This window comes from Micromonospora tarensis (assembly GCF_016803395.1).
GTDB lineage: Bacteria > Actinomycetota > Actinomycetes > Mycobacteriales > Micromonosporaceae > Micromonospora > Micromonospora tarensis.
In genome coordinates this window covers 1-16,865 of sequence record NZ_JAEVHL010000139.1, presented here as the reverse complement: position 1 = coordinate 16,865, position 16,865 = coordinate 1, and the positions used below count along the sequence as shown (strand labels likewise).

The following is a 16,865-nucleotide window of genomic DNA, read 5'->3' as shown; positions in this document are numbered from 1 at the left end:
GACACCGACATGCCGCGCTGGTTCGCCGAGCGGCACACCGCGGCGCTGACCGAGCTGAGCTGGTGGTGGAGCAAGTTCGGTGACGTGAGGCGCAGCGCCGCCTGGCCGCCCAGCGTGAGGGGGTACGCCGAGCCGCCATGGGCCTGGACCGTCCGGGCGACCTGCCGGCGGCGGTCAACGGCGGGTCGGTCTCGTACCGGCGATCGGGTGGCCTGCGCGGCCGCCCCTACGAGGCCGGCCGAGGCGCCTGACCCAACGGAGGTCGGGCGCTGGATCGGCTTGATCCACTCGGTTCCTGGAAACTGGGGCATCAGGGCGGGACGGATGCCCCGATTTTTAGGAACCCGAGTGGATCTCCGGCGTGGGTGGAGCGCCGCACCGGGGGCGGATTCGCGGTGAGGGCCGGCGACCTGTTAGCCTTGCTGCCGGCCCGCCCGGTGTAAGCCGGGTGGGACCGAAGCCGGTTAGCCGGTGGGGGGCTGTGGCGCAGACTGGTAGCGCACCTCGTTCGCATCGAGGGGGTCAGGGGTTCAAATCCCCTCAGCTCCACCAGCAACACGTACGACCAGGGAAGCTCTGCTGGCAAGATCAGCGGGCACGGATCCGGCACAGATCAGCGAGAGTCCAGGGCCTTCGGACCCTGTTTTCGTTTGGCGCTCGCGTCGCGGAGCGCGCCGCTGATGATGTTGCGACTTCGGCCACCAGCGGACGTAGGTCTCAGCGTGATCCGCAGGCTGGAGTGCCGCAGAGATTCTGCACGTCGATGGGATCGGCTTGGCTCTTGCACCCGTTCCACCACCTTGAGCAGCGAGCTTCGGCTTGTCCTGGGGCTAGCCTCAGGCGCAGAAGGAGCGGAGGGATCACGAATGGAACTCTTCGGCAGGCCGCACATCGCCGGCTGCCTGGTGTGCCGCAAGCGTGTCTGGTTCAGCCGGCGTGCGATGGAAGTCGACGCCGACTTCGCGCGGCGGCTGCTCAGACTGCTCGGCTCGCTGGAGACCGAAACCGACATCCCGTCGATCTCCCGCTACCGGACACGGAAATGGCTGGTCCACTGGGTCTGCTGGGAGGCGCACGCGGACAAGGCCCAGGTGGTTTACGCCGAGCGGCACGCGGAGGAACAACGAAGGGCCACGGCGCGGGCCGAGGCGGATGGACCGGCTTTCGTGCCCGCCGCGCGGTCACGTCCGGCGGCCGGCGGGATCGAACTGGTCGCCGGCATGTCGAAACAGGACGTGGTACGTCTGATCGGGGAGCCGATCCGGAAAACCAGTGTCCAGGATTTTCTCGACGCGCAGCTCTCGGTGCATTCACTCGACGGAGCTTTCAGCAACGTCGAATACTGGTTCTTCGACGTTCTGCCCACACCGGGGCAGGTGTTGAGGATCGCCTTCGGCGAGGGACGGGTTCTCGGAATAGAGGAGTTCGACTGGGAGGGGTAGGGCGCGCTGGTGGACCAGTTCGACATGCCGGGTGTGCCGTTCCCGCTCGACCCACACCCTGCCGGTGCGAGCTGTCTCGGTTGCGGCATCGACATCCATGCCCGCGTTCACGCCGCAGAGGTCATGGGTTCGATCCCCTGCTGATGGACGCGTCAGGGATGGCGGAACCAGGCTCGGGCGGAGGCGGGCACCAACACGAGCAGGGCCACCAGTGCGCCGTACGCCACCGGCAGGAATCCGAAATCGCTGGAGCCGAGCGAATTCAGTCCCGACAGCAGCACCAGCACGCCGAGCACCACTGCCACGATCCGGGACCCACGCCAGCCGCGCCACAACCCGTACCCGACCGACGCGCAGACACCCACGCCGACAGCGGTGAGCAGTAGCACCGGCACCAGACTCCGGGCCTCGAACTCGGTCAACACCAGGACGAGCAGCCCGAGCGGCACCAGCGCGCCGGCGGCCATGAGTAGTGCGGCGATGAGCACCGGCGTGGGTGGCCGGGACGAGACCCGAACGCTCCCCTCTGGAGGGCGCCCAGTGGCGGCCCGACGCCGATCGTTGTCGATGCCCATACCGGACAAGCTATCCGACAAGAGCGGCCACCGGCGAGTGCGGCGACGGGCTCAGAGGGTGGTTTCGCCGTTGAGGCCGAAGAAGTCGTGCCACTTGGTGGCACCGAGGAAGCCGGCGCCGGTGGAGAGCCCCACGTGCACGTCGTTGGTGCTGCCTTTGGTGAAGACGATGATGTCGTCCCGGCCGTCCCCGTCGGCGTCGCCGAGGTAGGGGAACTCGCCGGCCAGGCAGAAGAAGTCGTTCCACTTGACGGTGGTGCCGGCGAAGGCGGTGCCGGTGGAGGTGGCGGCGTACACGTCGGCGTTGGGGTCGCAGGTGAAGGTGACGACGTCGTCCCTGCCGTCGCCGTTGATGTCGCCGACGCGGGGTAGCTCGGCGCCGACGGCGAACAGGTCGTGCCACTTCTGCGCGGCGCCGAACGAGCTGCCCTCCGACAGGGCGACGATGACGTCGCTGGCGGAGGCGGGGCCCTGGGTGAAGGTGATCAGGTCGTCCCGACCGTCGCCGTTGACGTCGCCGAGGGCGGGGAACTCGCCGAACGGGCTGAAGTACTCGTGCCACTTGAGCCCGGGGCCGAAGCCGGTGCCGGTGGAGAGCGCGACGTAGACGTCACCTGCGGCGTTGTGGGTGAACGCCACGATGTCGTCGCGACCGTCACCGTTCACGTCGCCGACCGCGCCGATCTCCGCGCCCGGGGCGAACCAGTCGTGCCACTTTCCGCCGCCGCCGAACGAGCTGCCGGTGGAGAGCGCGACGTGGACGTCACCGGTGTTGCTGTGGGCGAAGGTGACGATGTCGTCTCTGCCGTCGCCGTTGACGTCGCCGGTGGAGGCGGTCTCGCCGCCGATGGAGAAGAAGTCGTTCCACTTCACCGAGGTGCCGGTGTAGGCGCTTCCGGTGGACGTGCCCACGTAGACGTCGGCGAGGGCGTTCTGGGTGAAGGTCACCACGTCGTCGCGGCCGTCGCCGGTCACGTCGGTGGCGGATCCGCCGGCGATGGCGTGGGTGCGGGCCGCCTCGTTGAGCTGGGCCCGCGCGGTGGCGGCCACCTGGTCGTACCGGTCGGGGAAGCCGGACCGCTGGACGCACTGGGCGACCTGGCCCGCGCTGAAGCCGGGGTTGTCGCGGTCGCAGACGATCGCCCTGGTCACGTACTGGGTGCTGGCGTAGACCGGGTCCATGATCTGCTCCGGGGTGCCCCAGCCGTAGTCCCAGCGTTGCTGGAACACCCCGAGCGACGACTTGTCCCCACACGGCAGGTTGTTCATGTGGGACTCGACCCAGCCTGCCTCGAACGCGGACAGCAGCACCTTGTCGTTGGCGTTGTGGGCGCGCGCGACCCGGTAGACCACCACTGTCACCGCCGGGTCCCGGGTGGTGGGGATCGAGGGACAGGCCAGGGTGCCGACCGGATCGGCGTGGGCGGGTGCCGCGGTGACCGTCGCCGCGGCGGTGCCGACGGCGACGAGCAGGGCCAGCAGGGTGCGTCGCACGGTGCTCCTCGCGAGGTCAGGGGTCGACTTGGTGGCGTCGTGCCCGACTCGGGCGTCGGTGTCGATGGCTCAGAATCTCAGCACGACACTGGTCACTGTCAATGCGATCTGAAAGATTCCTTCGTTGTGGTGAGTAGAGCGGGAAGCTATTGACATCGATGGTCGGCGCGGGTTGACTCCCGGAAATCGACACCAACGCGCTCTCGGTGGTCGGCCGGAAAGGGACAGTCATGGGTATCCGTCGCCGTACACTCCTCGGTCGCGTCGCCACCCTCGGCGCGGCCGGCGCCGTCGGGGCCGCCGGGGCAGCCCTGACCCCGGCCGGTCCCGCCCAGGCCGCCGTCTGGAAGAAGCGGTTGACCGGCGCGGACCTCGACACCAACAGCCGGTGGCAGGTGGCCGGCACCGACCTCGGCATCCCGTACGTGCTGGAGAACGGGTCGATCGGCTACCTCTTCGGGGACACCTTCAACACGCCGTGGCCGGAGGGCCCGCCGCTGCCGAACGACTGGCGGTCACCGGTCATGCTGCGCTCGGCCACCCATCCGGGCGCACCCGGCGGCGTGGTCTTCGACAGCGCGGCGCGGGTCGCCGGCAACGGTCGGGCGCCCGAGCTGATGCACAACGGCCACAACGGCATCGGCATCGACGGTCTCTGGGAGGTGACAGTCATCCCCAACGACGGCATCAGCTTTCCGGAGACCGGCCGGCAACTCATCTCGTACATGAGCATCGAGAACTGGAACTCCGCCGGCCCGGCCGGGCCGCACTGGAGGTCGCGCTACGCGGGACTGGCCTACTCCGACAACGGCAACGACTTCATCCGTACGTCGCTGAGGTGGTCGAACAGCGGCGACAACAAGGACCCGTTCCAGATGTGGACGATGCAGCGCGACGGAGAACACGTCTACGTCTTCTCGGTGCGCTCGGGCCGGCAGGACGGCCCGATGATGCTGCGTCGGGTCCGCTGGGACCGGCTGTTCTTCCCCGAGTCGTACGAGGGTTGGGGTTGGAACGGCACCAACTGGGGTTGGGGGCGGCCCTGCACCCCCATCCTCACCGGCCGATTCGGCGAGCCATCGGTACGCCGCCTGGCCGACGGCACCTGGGTGATGTCATACCTGAACTGCCAGACCGGCTGCCTGGTCACCCGGACCGCGACCGGGCCGGATCGGGCGTGGACGGCGGAGAAGATCCAGGTCACGCCCTGGCAGGAACCGGCCCTCTACGGCGGGTTCATCCACCCCTGGTCCAGCCGCGACACCAACGACCTGCACCTGATGGTCTCCAAGTGGACCCGCACACCGGACGGACGCAGCACCGCCTACCACGTGAGTCAGTTCGCCGGCACGGTGTGACCAGCCCGGCTCCGGTGTCGTACCCGTCAATACGATCTCCCTCATGGCGCGTCCGGTACGGCAGGCATACCTGAACATGATCGCCAAGCAGGTCGGGCCGGTGCTGCGCGAGCACTGCTTCGACCGCTCGCACGGCACCTTTCGCCGGATCTCCGCTGCCGGTCACGCCGCGATCGTCGAGTTCCAGGGATCAGCGGCCAGTTCGGGCGACACCTCGGTCTTCTACGTCAACCTCGGCGTCGCGACCGCCTCCTGGCTCGACTGGCGGCACGAGCGGCTCGGCGGGAAACACCGCGACCGGCCCAGGGCGTCGATCGCCCAGTGGTGGGCTCGGCTGACCGCCGCCCCCGGGCACTCCGACGATCTCGACCGATGGGCGATCCGCTCGGTCGAACAAGCCGGGGCGTGCGGGGCGGTGGTCGGTCGGGAGCTGTCGCAGCGGGTGGTCCCCGCCTTCGATGCGCTGCTCGCGCACTACCTGCGACTCGACGAGGCCGTCGTGCAGGGACGGCAGGACGACCTGGCCACGCTCTTCGACGCCCGACCGTCGCTGTCACTCAAGGGCATCGACCACCTCAGGCGGCTCGACCACCCGTACCTGACCTGGATGCTGTCGAAGCGAGCCCAGCCGAGCCCGGCTCAGTAGTGGTCGTCGATCGGCCGGCGGGCCTCGTCGAACAGCGCCGGGCCCTCGTAGCGCACCGGGGGCAGCGGCGGGGTGGCCGGCTTGACCTCCTCGAACTGCTCGGCGGAGAGGGCGAACACCACCCGGCCGAGGCCGGAGCGGTCGATCGCGGTCGCGCACATCGGGCAGGGCTGGCAGCTGGTGTACATGGTGGTGCCGGCGGCCACCTCCGGGGCGAGTTCCCGGGCGGCCCAGCGGGCCAGCTTCAGCTCCGGGTGGGCGGTGATGTCCGAGTCGGAGACCACCGTGTTGTGGTCCTCGATCAGGACGGTGCCGTCCGCGGCGACGAGCAACGAGCCGAACGGCCGCTCGCCGGACGCTCCGGCCTCGTCGGCAATGGCCACGGCACGGCGAAGCAGCCGCTCGTCGTCGGGGGTCATCGATCCTCCTGGGCCCTGGTGTACGCGGCCACGGCCGCGAGGGTCTGCCACGCGCGTTCGGGCTGGCGGATCTCGGTCAGCTCACCGTTGAACGGGTCGAGCACCACCGTCTCCGCGCCGAGCAGGCGGATCCGATCGAGGTCGGCGGTGATCTGGTCGATGGTGCCGACACCGGCGAGCCGGTCCGGGCTGGTGACCGGTTCGCGGGTCTCCTGAAGGGCGATGCGCGGCATCAGCGCGGGCTCGGGGAGGCCCAGCTCGTCGGCGATGGTCTTGAGCCGGCCGGCGGCGTCGGTGAGCCCGGCGGGGGTGAGACGCAGCGGGTGCCAGGCGTCTCCGAGTCGTACCGCGCGTCGGATGCCGGCGTCGCTGTTGCCGCCCACCCAGAGCGGGATGGGTGCCGTGTCGTAGTCGTCGGTGTCGCGCCAGGCGGCGCGCATGGTGCGCAGGTATTCGTCGGTGAGCGCGCCGCGTCGGTGGAACGGCACCCCCAGCGCCTCGAACTCCTGCCGGGCCCAGCCGACCCCGACGCCGAGGACGAGCCGGCCACCGCTGAGCCGGTTGAGGTTCGCCGCCATCCGGGCGGTGAGCAGCGGATGCCGGTAGGGGACGATGAGCACTGTGGTGCCGAGCCGGACCCGACGGGTCACCCCGGCCAGCCAGGACAGCGTGGTGAACGGCTCGTAGAACGGCGCAGGGTACTGCTCGGCCACGTCCGGGGTCACCACGATGTGGTCGGAGACCATCAGCAGGTCGAAGCCGAGGCCCTCGACCGTCTGCGCCCACTGCCGCAGCACCTCGGGGTCGGTGCCCGGAGCGAAGTTGGGCACGTTCACGCCAATCTGCACGGCATCGAGGCTAGTCGGTGTGCCGGGTCAGGAGAACCGCTCGGTCGTGACCGGGATCAGACCGTGTCGCCGTACGGCGTCCGTGAGCTCGTACAGGATCGGTCCTACCTGCGCGGAGGTCTCCGTCCTCAACAGGGCCGTCAGGTCGAGACACCAGGCAAGTCCCCGGCCAACCCGTCGCAGATCCCAGGTGAAGTGGTCGCCGTCCCGGCTCAGGTGGCCGCCGGCCACCGATCCCGACGGACCCGGATCGGCGGGGTCCGTGGTCCGCCAGGCTGTCCGAAGGCTCGCCACCTGGTCCTCCCGGAGATCCTTGGCGAGCAGGACGCGGTAGACGCGCCGCTCGCGGAAACCGTCGGGTGCCGCCGCCGGACCGAGCCGCAGTGGCACGGCGGTCGCGATCGAATGGTGGTCGTGGAACGACGCGCGCAGCACCGCCTCGACGGGCAGCCGCCCGCCACCGAGCCGCCGGTAGACGTCCTCCGCCTCGCCACGCGAGGTGGGGACCACCCGGGCCCGCAACTCCGGGTCGCGCGGATGTCCCGGCTCAGCGCGGCGGAACTCCACCAGCCGCCCTCCGCCGTCCACGCCGCGCCGGCCAGCCCCGAGGTGGTGAAGTCGCGGTGGCGGATGAACTCCTCGACGACGATCCCCTCCGCGCGGCGGTCGGGGCGGGCCAGCACCAGGTAGTAGTCGAGCGGCGGTCGCCAGGTGGTCACCTCGACGGGCACCGCGCGGAGCGAGTTGGCGGTCACGGTCGCAACCGTAGCGAGAAACGTGGCCTTCGGAACGGTTAGCATCCGAGCCCGACGTGAGGAGCGCCCATGGATTCCGCCCCCCAGACCCGGTTCGGCCTGATCGGCAGTGGCTGGCGGGGTGAGTTCTTCCTCCGCCTGGCCCGGCTGTTGCCAGAGCGGTTCCGGGTGACAGGCGTGGTGACGCGTACCGAAGCGCGTGGTGCCGAGGTGTCGGCCGAGTGGGGCGTGCCGGCCTTCCGCACGGCGGCGGAGCTGCTCGCCCGGGAGCGGCCGGACTTCGTCATCGTGTCGGTGCCGTGGCCGGTGACCCCCGAGGCGACCCGCGAGTTGGTCGCGGCCGGTGTGCCGGTGCTGGCCGAGACGCCGCCGGCCCCCGACCTGGCGGGCCTGCGTGCACTGTGGTCGGACGTCGGGGACAGCGGTCTGGTGCAGGTCGCCGAGCAGTATCTGCTGATGCCGGGGCACGCCGCCCGGCTGGCGCTGGTCCGCGCCGGGGTGCTCGGCGAGCCGACCTCGGTGCAGGTCTCGTCGACCCACCTCTACCACGCGGTCTCGCTGATCCGTGGGCTGCTCGGCGTCGGGTACGACGCCGCCGAGGTGAACGCGCGTGCCTTCGTCGCGCCGCTGGCCAACCCACTGACGCCCGCCGGCTGGAGTGGCGACGACACCCCGCAGCAGATGTCCACCACCCTCGCCACCATCGACTTCGGCGGGCGGATGGGCCTGTACGACTTCACCGACAACCAGTGGTGGAATCCGCTGCGCAGCCGCCGGCTGGTGATCCGGGGCTCGCTCGGTGAGCTGGTGGACGACCGGATCGTCCGCCTGGTCGACCCGAGCACGCCGGTGGAGTCCGCCCTGACGCGGCGGCAGACCGGTCTCGACCTCAACCTGGAAGGGCTCGACCTGAAGCACATCAGCTTCGACGGCGAGATCGTCTACCGGAATCCGTTCGTCGGCAGTGGGATGTCCGACGACGACATCGCGGTGGCCGACATCCTGGCCCGCGCCGGCGCGTGGGCGCGGGAGGAGGGGCCGGCGCCGTACCCGCTGGCCGAGGCCTGCCAGGACCACCTGATCAGCGTCGCCATCGAGGAATCGGTACGCACCGGCGCCCCGGTGGCCACCACCCGGGAGGCGTGGGCGCGGTAGCCCGCGCACCGCGCGACGGCAGGCGGGCGACGGTCTACCTGGTCGCCCGGTACGCCCACTGACGCGGCGAACACCTGCCGTCCCCTCGGGGCTGGATGGGCCCAAACGAGCCGACCCAGCCCCGGGGACGCTACGGCTTCCAGGAGCCGGCGGTCACTGACTGGTGCTGGTACTCCAGCTCGCCCGACGTGTCGTGGACGTCGAAGACCACGCTGCCGCTACGTCTGGTGCCGGCGGCCAGTTGTTTGGCCGAGGGCATCGGCTTGCCGCAGCCGGAGGCGGCCCCGCCGGTGGCGTTGGTCCTGGTGCCGTCGGGGGCGACCCAGTGGAAGAGGGTCGGGTTCGCCGAGGCGGTGCCCCTGGTGACCGCCACCGTCACGTCGGCGATCACGTACATGCCCCCGTCGGGCTTCACGCCTGAGGACTTACAGGGCCGGGTGGCGCTGCGGAACTTCGTCACGGTGATCTCGACAGTGCCGTCGTCGCCGTCGACGACCAGGGTGTCGCCGGGCGACAGGTCGCGGGTGTCGCCTTCGGCGGGTGGTCGCGTCGACGGGCGTGCCGGGGCCCATGCCGGGCCGACGGGCTGGGTCGCGACCGGGTCGGGCAACGCCTCGCTCACCGTGGTCGGGGCCCGATGGGCGGTGAGGACAACCGCCACGATGCCACCGGCGCTGATGAGCAGCGTGAGTACGGCCGCGCTGACCGCGACCGCCACGGTCCTCCTGGCGCTGTTGGCCTGCGTCGGCTGGGGCGCGCTGATCGGATAGCCCACGGTGCCGGACACCCGGTGACCACCACCGGCATCCCGGTGCCCGTCCGCTGTCGTGTACGGCGGCCCCGGGAACGGCGGCTGCGGTGTTGTCGCGAACGGACCGGTCGGCGGCTGCTGGGGGTCCTGCGGTCCGGCGGAGGGCTGGGGGTGGGGGTGGGTCACCGTACTCCTTGACGCCTCGGTACGTGCGGTGCGGGGGAACCAGTCGACGTTACCGTGGGTGGCGAAACGGCCGGGCGTCGCGCCGGCCGCCGCCCACTGTCGACGGGAGTGCGTGGCACGGCACCAGATCACCGCTGGGCCAGCACCGCCGCGGTGCGGACCAGCCCGTCGGCGACCACGAAACGGCCGGTGATCCACGCTGGTGCGTCCTCGGCCGTGGCCGCGTCCACCCGGGCCGGTGCGATCCGGGCGGTGAAGGTGCCGCCATCCGGATCGAGTTCGAGTCGGGCGTCGTGGAAGTCCAGCCAGCTCCGGACGATCGGGTACCACACCTTGTAGACGGTCTCCTTCGCGCTGAACAGCACCACCGGCCAGTGGGTGCCGCTGGGCAACCGTGCACAGTCCGCCTCCTCCTCGGGCAGCAACACGAGTCTGCGTACCCCCGGATTGACCTCGCGGTGCTGCTCGGCGTCGAGGCCGACGGACCGGATGTCGGTGCTGTGCGCCGCGGCGGCGGCGCAGTAGCCGGCGGTGTGGGTGATGCTGCCGACTACGCCGACCGGCCAGACCGGCGCCCGATCGGCGGCGGCCGGCACCGCGGTCGGCGACAGGCCGAGATCGGTAAGTGCCCGGCGGGCGCAGACCCTCCCGGCAATGAAGTCCCGCCGACGGGTCCGGGCCGCCCGCTCGCCGAGACATGCCTGCTCAGCGGGGAGTAGCTCGGCCGCCCAGTCGCCGGGCCCGGCGACTGCCACCGCGACAGTCGACGGCAGCAGGTCACGCATCCCGGCGGCCTACCGGTCGGTAGTAATGGCGCATCCGGTCAACCGTCAACTTTCCGACTGCCACGACCGGTGAAGGTACCGCAAAGATGTAACACCGGAGGGACGCGTAGCGCTCTCCCTGATGGCTCCGGGGGGACCACCATCAACACTGGCCGGCACGGCAGTCGGCAGTCCCGAGGACTATCTGGAAGGACGTGCGATGACCGATGGTGCGGAACGGCCGGGAGTGTTGGCTGACGACCACGCCCCGAAGACCCCCTGCTGGAGCTGCGGTTCCTGCGGTGACGAGTGGCCGTGCGCGACGAAGCGCAGCCGGCTGCTGGCGGAGTACGGGGGTGACCGGGCGATGCTCAGCGTCTACCTGGGCTCCTGTCTCGCCGCCGCCACGGAGGATCTGCGTGCCGCCCCGGTGATGTCGCTTCAGGATCGCTTCATCGGCTGGTTGCCGCGCGGCTCGCGGCGCGGCTGAACCGCTGGTGGCCGCGCCCAACGGGCGGGGCCACCAGCGGTCCGAGGGCGGCGCTCAGCGCCGCCGGGGCCGCCGGGTCAGCGCGAAGCCGAACACGCCGGCCACCGCGGCGAGCGCGCCGCCGATGCCGGTCCAGACCCAGCGCGAGCCGAGATCCGGCAACCAGCCGGTCAGCGAGTCGCCCTCGTCGTCGGCCGCCGGGTCGACCGGGGGTACGGCGTTGAGCACCGTGCCCGCCCTGGTGTTCGGCACCAGCGGTGCGGCCAACTCGCCGTCGTCGGCCGAGGCGCCCCGGTCGGCGATGGTGCCGACCAGCAGGTCCACGTCGATCGGCGCGCCCAGATCCGGCTCCGGCAGGTCGGTCACGGAGAGCCGGATGACGTACGTGCCGGGTAGCGGATCGGCCGACCAGGGCTCCGCCCAGGGCCGTACCTGGCGCAGCGTGCAGCCCAGCAGCACTGTCGACGCCTTCGCGTCCACGGTCGGGGTCTGTGCCCCGGCCGTGCACGCCTGCCGTCGCCGTAACCCGTCGAAGACGTCGACAGTCCAGGTGGAGGCCCCGCTGCGGCCCTTGGGGAAGGTGACCGTGGCGGTGATCTCGTGTACCTGGCCGGCCTTCGCCGGGAAGGACCAGTAGAGGTGGTCGCCGATCGAGGCGTCCACCCGGACCGGTTGCCCGGCGGTGATCGGGGTGGCGGTGAGGAACGAGGTGCCGGCGCGGTTCACCGGCGTGGCACCCGGGGAGGGGGTCGGGGCGGCGACGGCCGCCACGGGGAGCAGAGTGGTGCCGCCGACGGCGAGCAGCGCCGTCAGGGACCGGAGCAGCGCGGTACGCATCAGTTCTCCCTCCAGGTGGCGACCCACCAGCGGGTGAGCAGGCCGGCCAGCAGGCCGGTGATCAGCCCGGCGGCGGTGAGCAGCACGAGCAGCACCCAGCCGCGACCGAGATCCGGTCCGTCCGGCGCGGGTGCGGCGGCGACCACGTCGATGGTCAACTCGACAGGCATGCCCGGGGTCGCCGCGGTGCCGGGGCGCGGGGCGAACGAGTTGCTCACCACCAGGCAGACGGTGGTGGGTTCGACCGGTGCGGAACTCTCCTCGGTCTGCTCGGCGTCCTCGTCGTCGGCCGTGGCCGACCAGCGCAGCCCGGCGGAGAGCACGTCGGCCCGGCCGCTGCCGGCGTCCGCGCCGCGGACCAGTTCCCGACCGTCCGCCGCGGTGGCCCGCAGCAGCACCCCGTAGTCCCGGTTCACCGGCCGGTCCAACGCCATGCTCACCGACGCCCGCAGCTCCTGCCCGGGACGGATCGGCACCCGGTAGTAGCGGTGCTCGGAGAACGCCTCCCGGTCGGCGTAGACGCCGGGGGCGAGCAGTGGCGCCGAGTCGCAGGCGGTCGCGCCGCCGACGACGGTCGGTGCCCGGGTGTGCGTGTCGCCGGCCCGTTCGACGAGCTGTTTGATCCTGCCGGTCAGCTCTTCGGCGCTCTGCGCGGCGGTGTAGCTGCCACCGGTCGCGTTGGCGATGCAGAGCAGTTGCCGGCGGACCTTCTCGTCGGGGGCCAGGCCGAGGGTGTCGACGACCAGGCTGGTGCCCTGGGCGGCCAGTTCCCGGGCCACCTCGCACGGGTCCGGTGGGGCGCAGGTGTCCTCGCCATCGGTGATCAGCACGATCCGCCGGGTGGTCGCGCCGGTGCCCAGGTCCTGTGCGGCGGAGCGCAGCGCGAGACCGACCGGGGTGAATCCGGTCGGTCGCAGTGTCGCCACCGCGGCCTTGGCGGCGGACCGGTCCACCGGCCCGACCGGAACGATCTGCTGGGTGTCCTGGCAGCCGACCTTCTTGTCCTTGCCACGGTAGGTCGCGCCGAGCACCCGGATGCCGAGCTGGGTCTCCTCTGGCAGCGCGTCGACCACCTCGTTGAAGGCCTGCTGGGCGACCGAAATCCGGCTATGTCCGTCGATGTCCGCGGCGCGCATCGACCCGCTGACGTCGAGCACCAGCTCGACCCGGGGCGGCTCCGGCGCCTGCTCCTCGTCGGCGCGAGCCGGGGCGGGCCCGGCGAGCGCGGTGGTCGCCAGCAGTCCGATCAGGACGGCCGTCGATCGTCTGTAGTTGATCACGGCCCGCAGTGTAGTGAGATCCACTTTGGATGATCGTCCGGGTGGCGGTGGTCCGACCCCTGAACCTCCGGCCGGGCGGCCAACCGCCGCTGACCCGTCGGTTCCGCGCTCTGGGTCCATGCCGGGTCACCCTCGGTCAACTGGCAAAAGCAAGGTGTCGGTCCGGCCGCCATCCGTCGGAAATCTGACCCAAGTCGACCCGTTGTGCCGGTGGTGCGCGGTGGTTAAGCTCTTCATGCGCGCCCCAATCGCCCGCTTCCCCCGTGGCAGGCGATCGGGGCGCGCGTCTATGTGAAAGGGCCCGCACGCGTCAAGCGTGCGGGCCCTTCTCCGTCGCGCTGTGCGGCGCGTCGCCTGCCGGTGCTTATATCCACCGACCGTCGAGCCACATCCGGGACAGCCAGTCCGAGTACGGAATCACCCGGCCGACGAAGATCGGGTAGAAGTACGCGAAGCAGACCGCGACCAGCAGCACGTACGCCCCCGCCGCGATGCTGCCCACCAGTCGGCGCTCGTAACTGGGATCGCCGGGCACCAGCCGGGCCACCTCACCCACGTCACCCCCGTCGGGAGCGATGAGCGCCCCCAACACGTACACCACGGCCAGCACCAGGAACGGCACCGCCGGCGCGGCGTAGAACGAGAACATCGTTCGGCCGTCGAGCGCGAACCAGAACCACGGCAGCAGGCCGGCGGCCACGGTGAGCAGGATCGCGCCGCCCGCCAGTCCCGGCGGGCCACGCCCAACCAGACCAGCGCCACCAGGGCGGGCAGGAACGACCACCAGAGCAGCGGGGTGCCCAGCAGCAGGATCTCGGAGGCGCAGGTCGGCGCGCCGCAGACGCCGTCGCTGGCGTAGTGGAACGCCACCGGACGGCCCAACAGCAACCACTGCCACGGCCACGACTGGTACTTGTGCGCGTCGTCGAGCTGGGCGTGGAAACCGTACGCCGCACGGTGGTATTCGAAGAGGTTGATCAGCGGGCCGATCACCGGGCGGTCGCTGAGCGGGGCGCTCGGGTAGGACGACGCGAGCCGGTAGTAGCCGTCGTCGGTGATCAGCCAGCCCGACCAGGTGGCGAGATAGGTGCCCACCATGAGCACGCCGGCGAGCACCAGCCAGGGCAACTCGTCGACGAGGGTGTCCCGCCAGGGCCGGCGGACCCCGGCCGACCGGCGGACGCCGACCTCCCAGAGGAGCACCAGCAGCGCGAAGGCCGGCACGAAGTACAGGGCGCTCCACTTCACCGCACAGGCGCAGCCGATCAGCACCCCGGCCGCCAACCGCCACCACGGCCAGGTGCGCCAACCGGTCGGCGGCCGGCCGGCGCGGCCGGGCTGGCTCGGGTCGAGCCCGTCGTCAAGCGCCCGCGCCCACCGCCGGCGGCGGCGTCCCGGTCGAGCACCAGCGCGCCGAACGCGGCCAGCACGAAGAAGAGCAGGAAGATGTCGAGCAGCGCCGCGCGGGACAGCACCAGGTGGAAGCCGTCCAGGGCGAGCAGCAGGCCGGCCGCGCAGCCCAGCACCGTCGAGCGGAACATCCGCCGGCCGATGCGGACCAGCAGCAACACCGACAACGTGCCGATCAGGGCCGCCGAGAAGCGCCAGCCGAACTCCGGCGCGGTGGTGATCAGGTGCCCGGGCACCGAGACCTTGGAATCCGCGTCCTGGTAGCCGAAGGCCCACTCGCCGACGCCGATCAGCCACTTGCCCAGTGGCGGGTGCACCACGTACGACGGGACGTTGTCCTTGTAGTTCCACTCCACGCCTCGGCTGATCAGCCCGTAGGCGTCCTTGGCGTAGTACGTCTCGTCGAAGATCTTGCCGGTGGGGCTGGCCAGGCCGACGAAGCGCACGATCGCCGCGATGACCACCACGAACGCGGTGGCCAGCCAGGAGAAGCGGTCCGCCTGGGTGTCGACGGTGGCGAACCGTCGCCGGACCACGGCGGTCAATCCGCCGCCGTCGGGGCGCGGTGCCTTCGGTGCCTCCGGATCGGGGCTGCTCTCGCCCGTCACCGCGACCGTCTTGGCAGGATCGGCGCTCGGGCTCTGCGCTGTCGACGCACTCGTCACCCGGCGATCGTAGGCTGCCAAGGTGGTCGACGGCGTCTGTCGTCCCTGATACCGGTATTCCCAGTCAGTGAGGGAGACGAATTCGTGGGTGAAATGCCCGAAGTTGGGCGCCTGATCCTGCTCGGTGCCCCGCTCGGCAACCCCGCCGACGCCTCGGCCCGATTCCGAGAGGTGCTGACGAGTGCCGACGTGGTCGCGGCCGAGGACACCCGCCGGCTCACCCGGCTGGCCCGCGATCTCGACCTCACCGTCGGCGGTCGGATCGTCTCCTACTTCGAGGGCAACGAGGAGCGACGCACCCCCGAACTGGTCGAGGTCATCCTCGGCGGGTACGTGGTGGCGCTGGTCACCGACGGGGGGATGCCGAGCGTCTCCGACCCCGGCTACCGGCTCGTCCGCGCCGCCCTGGACGTCGGGGCGCCGGTCACCGTCGCCCCCGGGCCGAGCGCGGTGACCACCGCGCTGGCGGTGTCCGGGCTGCCCTGCGACCGGTTCTGCTTCGAGGGCTTCCTGCCCCGTACCCCCGGCGGTCGCCGATCCCGGCTGCGCGCGCTCGCCGCCGAGGAACGCACCCTGGTCTTCTTCGAGGCGCCGCACCGGATCAAGGCGGCGCTGACCGACCTGGCCGACACGTTCGGCGCGGACCGACCGGCCGCGCTCTGCCGCGAACTCACCAAGACCTACGAGGAGGTGCTCCGCCGCCCGCTGGGCGAGCTGGCCCGCTGGGCCGCCGAGGGGGAGCCGCGCGGAGAGATCACCCTGGTGGTGGCCGGAGCGCCGGCGACGCCGCCGAACGCCCCGACGACGACACCCTGCGCGCGGCCGTCGCCGAGCGGGAGGCCGCCGGCCGGTCCCGCCGGGACGCCATCACCGACGTCGCCACCGAGTACGCGCTGCGTCGCCGGGACGTGTACACGATCGTGCACAGCTGATCCGGGCCGACCCGCCGCTCGGTGGCGGGCTCACCAGGCGGCGACCAGGAAACCGGCGGTGATCAGCACCGGGCCGGCGATGGCGGCGGCCACCGCCCAGCGGCGGTGCCGACGACCGGGCACTCGGGCCGACCCCGTGCACCTGACGATGCCGGCGGTGCAGCCCAGCACCACCAGCAGGCCGGGCAGCCAGCGCAGGTGCCGGCCCACGCCGACGTCGGCGTACGCGGTGCCGCTGTCCGGGCCGGTCATCCGCGCCGGCAGCGACGTGCCGGCGGCGGTTGATCCGGCGGGTACGCCACCGACCCGGACACCGTGCGCGACGAACCGCCCGTCGTCCGCCAGGAAGATCCCCCGGCACCGCTGGCTCAGCCCGTCACCGGTGCAGTCGTCGAGCACCACCGTGCCCACCCGGGCGTGCCCGACCGCGAGCCAGAACGGGCCGGCGCTGACCCAGGCGAAGAAGGCCGCGACCAGGCTCAACACCACCAGCGCGGCGAGCCCGGGCAGCGGGTCCGGCGGTGGGGCGACCCGGCTCGACGTCCGGCGCCAGGTCAGGCCGAGGCCACGCGCCCGCTTCGGAGCGGAGTCCGCGCGGACCGGGGTGCCGTCCCAGTGCACCTGCTCGATCGGTGCCCAGAAGACACCACCGTCGTCGTCCGGTGTGTCGCCGTCGGGCCGGTGGACCTCCGGTCGGGGGCTCTGCTGCCGCACGGGCACCCGACGGGGCACCGCGTCGACAGGCGCCCCGGTGGTCGGCTCCACCTCGACGGCGTCAGTGGTCGGCTCCGCCGGCGCCGAGCCGGCCGGTGGGCCCGACGAGCTGGGCCGCGCCGGGCTGGGCACGGGTGCCGCCGG

General features: G+C 71.6%; 15 protein-coding genes, 1 tRNA gene and 2 pseudogenes. 7 read left to right on the top strand and 11 right to left on the bottom strand.

The window, feature by feature from the left end:
* Positions 1–475: 475 nt before the first annotated feature.
* Together JM949_RS23125 and JM949_RS23120 are read left to right on the top strand one after the other, a co-directional pair.
* Positions 476–552: transfer RNA gene (locus JM949_RS23125), tRNA-Ala, on the top strand.
* 314 nt (positions 553–866) lie between these two features.
* The gene (locus JM949_RS23120; protein WP_203150439.1) at positions 867–1,442 is read left to right on the top strand and encodes a hypothetical protein; all 576 of its coding nucleotides are present in this window, start codon (positions 867–869) and stop codon (positions 1,440–1,442) included.
* Positions 1,443–1,594: 152 nt separating this feature from the next.
* Here the strand turns inward: JM949_RS23120 and JM949_RS23115 are convergent, their stop codons facing one another.
* Together JM949_RS23115 and JM949_RS23110 are read right to left on the bottom strand one after the other, a co-directional pair.
* Entirely contained in the window at positions 1,595–2,017 is a 423-nt protein-coding gene (locus tag JM949_RS23115) for a hypothetical protein (RefSeq protein ID WP_203150438.1), read from the bottom strand.
* 51 nt (positions 2,018–2,068) lie between these two features.
* Positions 2,069–3,511 (bottom strand): FG-GAP repeat domain-containing protein, encoded by a 1,443-nt coding sequence (locus JM949_RS23110; RefSeq protein WP_203150437.1) that lies wholly within the window; start codon positions 3,509–3,511, stop codon positions 2,069–2,071.
* A gap of 230 nt (positions 3,512–3,741) precedes the next feature.
* On the opposite strand from JM949_RS23110, the gene JM949_RS23105 reads away from it, so the two are divergent.
* Both JM949_RS23105 and JM949_RS23100 read left to right on the top strand, forming a co-directional pair.
* Entirely contained in the window at positions 3,742–4,869 is a 1,128-nt protein-coding gene (locus tag JM949_RS23105; RefSeq protein WP_203150436.1) for a DUF4185 domain-containing protein, read from the top strand.
* A gap of 43 nt (positions 4,870–4,912) precedes the next feature.
* Positions 4,913–5,515 carry a DUF4304 domain-containing protein gene (locus JM949_RS23100; RefSeq protein WP_203150435.1) on the top strand — a complete coding sequence of 201 codons (603 nt, stop codon included), beginning with the start codon at positions 4,913–4,915 and terminating at the stop codon, positions 5,513–5,515.
* On the opposite strand, the gene JM949_RS23095 is transcribed toward JM949_RS23100, so the two are convergent.
* Genes JM949_RS23095 through JM949_RS23085 form a run of 3 tightly spaced genes read right to left on the bottom strand, consistent with a single transcriptional unit; the run spans position 5,509 to position 7,349 of the window.
* Positions 5,509–5,934, bottom strand: a complete 426-nt coding sequence (locus JM949_RS23095; protein ID WP_203150434.1) for a nucleoside deaminase — start codon at positions 5,932–5,934, stop codon at positions 5,509–5,511. The genes JM949_RS23100 and JM949_RS23095 overlap by 7 nt on opposite strands.
* Positions 5,931–6,782 (bottom strand): LLM class flavin-dependent oxidoreductase, encoded by an 852-nt coding sequence (locus JM949_RS23090; protein WP_203150433.1) that lies wholly within the window; start codon positions 6,780–6,782, stop codon positions 5,931–5,933. The genes JM949_RS23095 and JM949_RS23090 overlap by 4 nt, the downstream gene beginning before the upstream one ends.
* 27 nt (positions 6,783–6,809) lie before the next feature.
* The gene (locus JM949_RS23085; RefSeq protein WP_203150432.1) at positions 6,810–7,349 is read right to left on the bottom strand and encodes a hypothetical protein; all 540 of its coding nucleotides are present in this window, start codon (positions 7,347–7,349) and stop codon (positions 6,810–6,812) included.
* A gap of 257 nt (positions 7,350–7,606) precedes the next feature.
* Between JM949_RS23085 and JM949_RS23080 the strand changes: the two genes are divergently transcribed.
* On the top strand, positions 7,607–8,692 hold the full coding sequence (locus tag JM949_RS23080) for a Gfo/Idh/MocA family protein (protein WP_203150431.1): 1,086 nt from the start codon (positions 7,607–7,609) through the stop codon (positions 8,690–8,692).
* A gap of 130 nt (positions 8,693–8,822) precedes the next feature.
* On the opposite strand, the gene JM949_RS39270 is transcribed toward JM949_RS23080, so the two are convergent.
* Complete coding sequence (locus tag JM949_RS39270; protein WP_203150430.1) at positions 8,823–9,629, bottom strand: DUF4352 domain-containing protein; 807 nt, start codon at positions 9,627–9,629, stop codon at positions 8,823–8,825.
* Positions 9,630–9,757: 128 nt separating this feature from the next.
* Positions 9,758–10,414 carry a 4'-phosphopantetheinyl transferase family protein gene (locus JM949_RS23070; RefSeq protein ID WP_203150429.1) on the bottom strand — a complete coding sequence of 219 codons (657 nt, stop codon included), beginning with the start codon at positions 10,412–10,414 and terminating at the stop codon, positions 9,758–9,760.
* Between the two features lie 199 nt (positions 10,415–10,613).
* Here JM949_RS23070 and JM949_RS23065 point away from each other — a divergent pair, with 199 nt between their 5' ends.
* Positions 10,614–10,883, top strand: coding sequence for a hypothetical protein (locus tag JM949_RS23065; RefSeq protein WP_203150428.1), 270 nt, complete (start codon positions 10,614–10,616; stop codon positions 10,881–10,883).
* 54 nt (positions 10,884–10,937) lie between these two features.
* Here JM949_RS23065 and JM949_RS23060 read toward each other — a convergent pair whose 3' ends face one another.
* From JM949_RS23060 to JM949_RS23050, 3 genes and pseudogenes are all read right to left on the bottom strand, one after another.
* Positions 10,938–11,720: a peptidase gene (locus tag JM949_RS23060; RefSeq protein WP_203150427.1), complete on the bottom strand. Its 783-nt coding sequence runs from the start codon at positions 11,718–11,720 to the stop codon at positions 10,938–10,940.
* Complete coding sequence (locus tag JM949_RS23055; RefSeq protein WP_203150426.1) at positions 11,720–13,000, bottom strand: VWA domain-containing protein; 1,281 nt, start codon at positions 12,998–13,000, stop codon at positions 11,720–11,722. The genes JM949_RS23060 and JM949_RS23055 overlap by 1 nt, the downstream gene beginning before the upstream one ends.
* Before the next feature lie 364 nt (positions 13,001–13,364).
* Positions 13,365–15,075, bottom strand: a pseudogene (locus JM949_RS23050) (dolichyl-phosphate-mannose--protein mannosyltransferase).
* A gap of 93 nt (positions 15,076–15,168) precedes the next feature.
* Between JM949_RS23050 and rsmI the strand changes: the two are divergent.
* Positions 15,169–16,007, top strand: a pseudogene (rsmI, locus tag JM949_RS23045) (16S rRNA (cytidine(1402)-2'-O)-methyltransferase).
* Between the two features lie 30 nt (positions 16,008–16,037).
* Here the strand turns inward: rsmI and JM949_RS23040 are convergent.
* On the bottom strand, positions 16,038–16,865 hold an 828-nt coding region (locus JM949_RS23040), incomplete at its 5' end, for a hypothetical protein (RefSeq protein WP_203150425.1).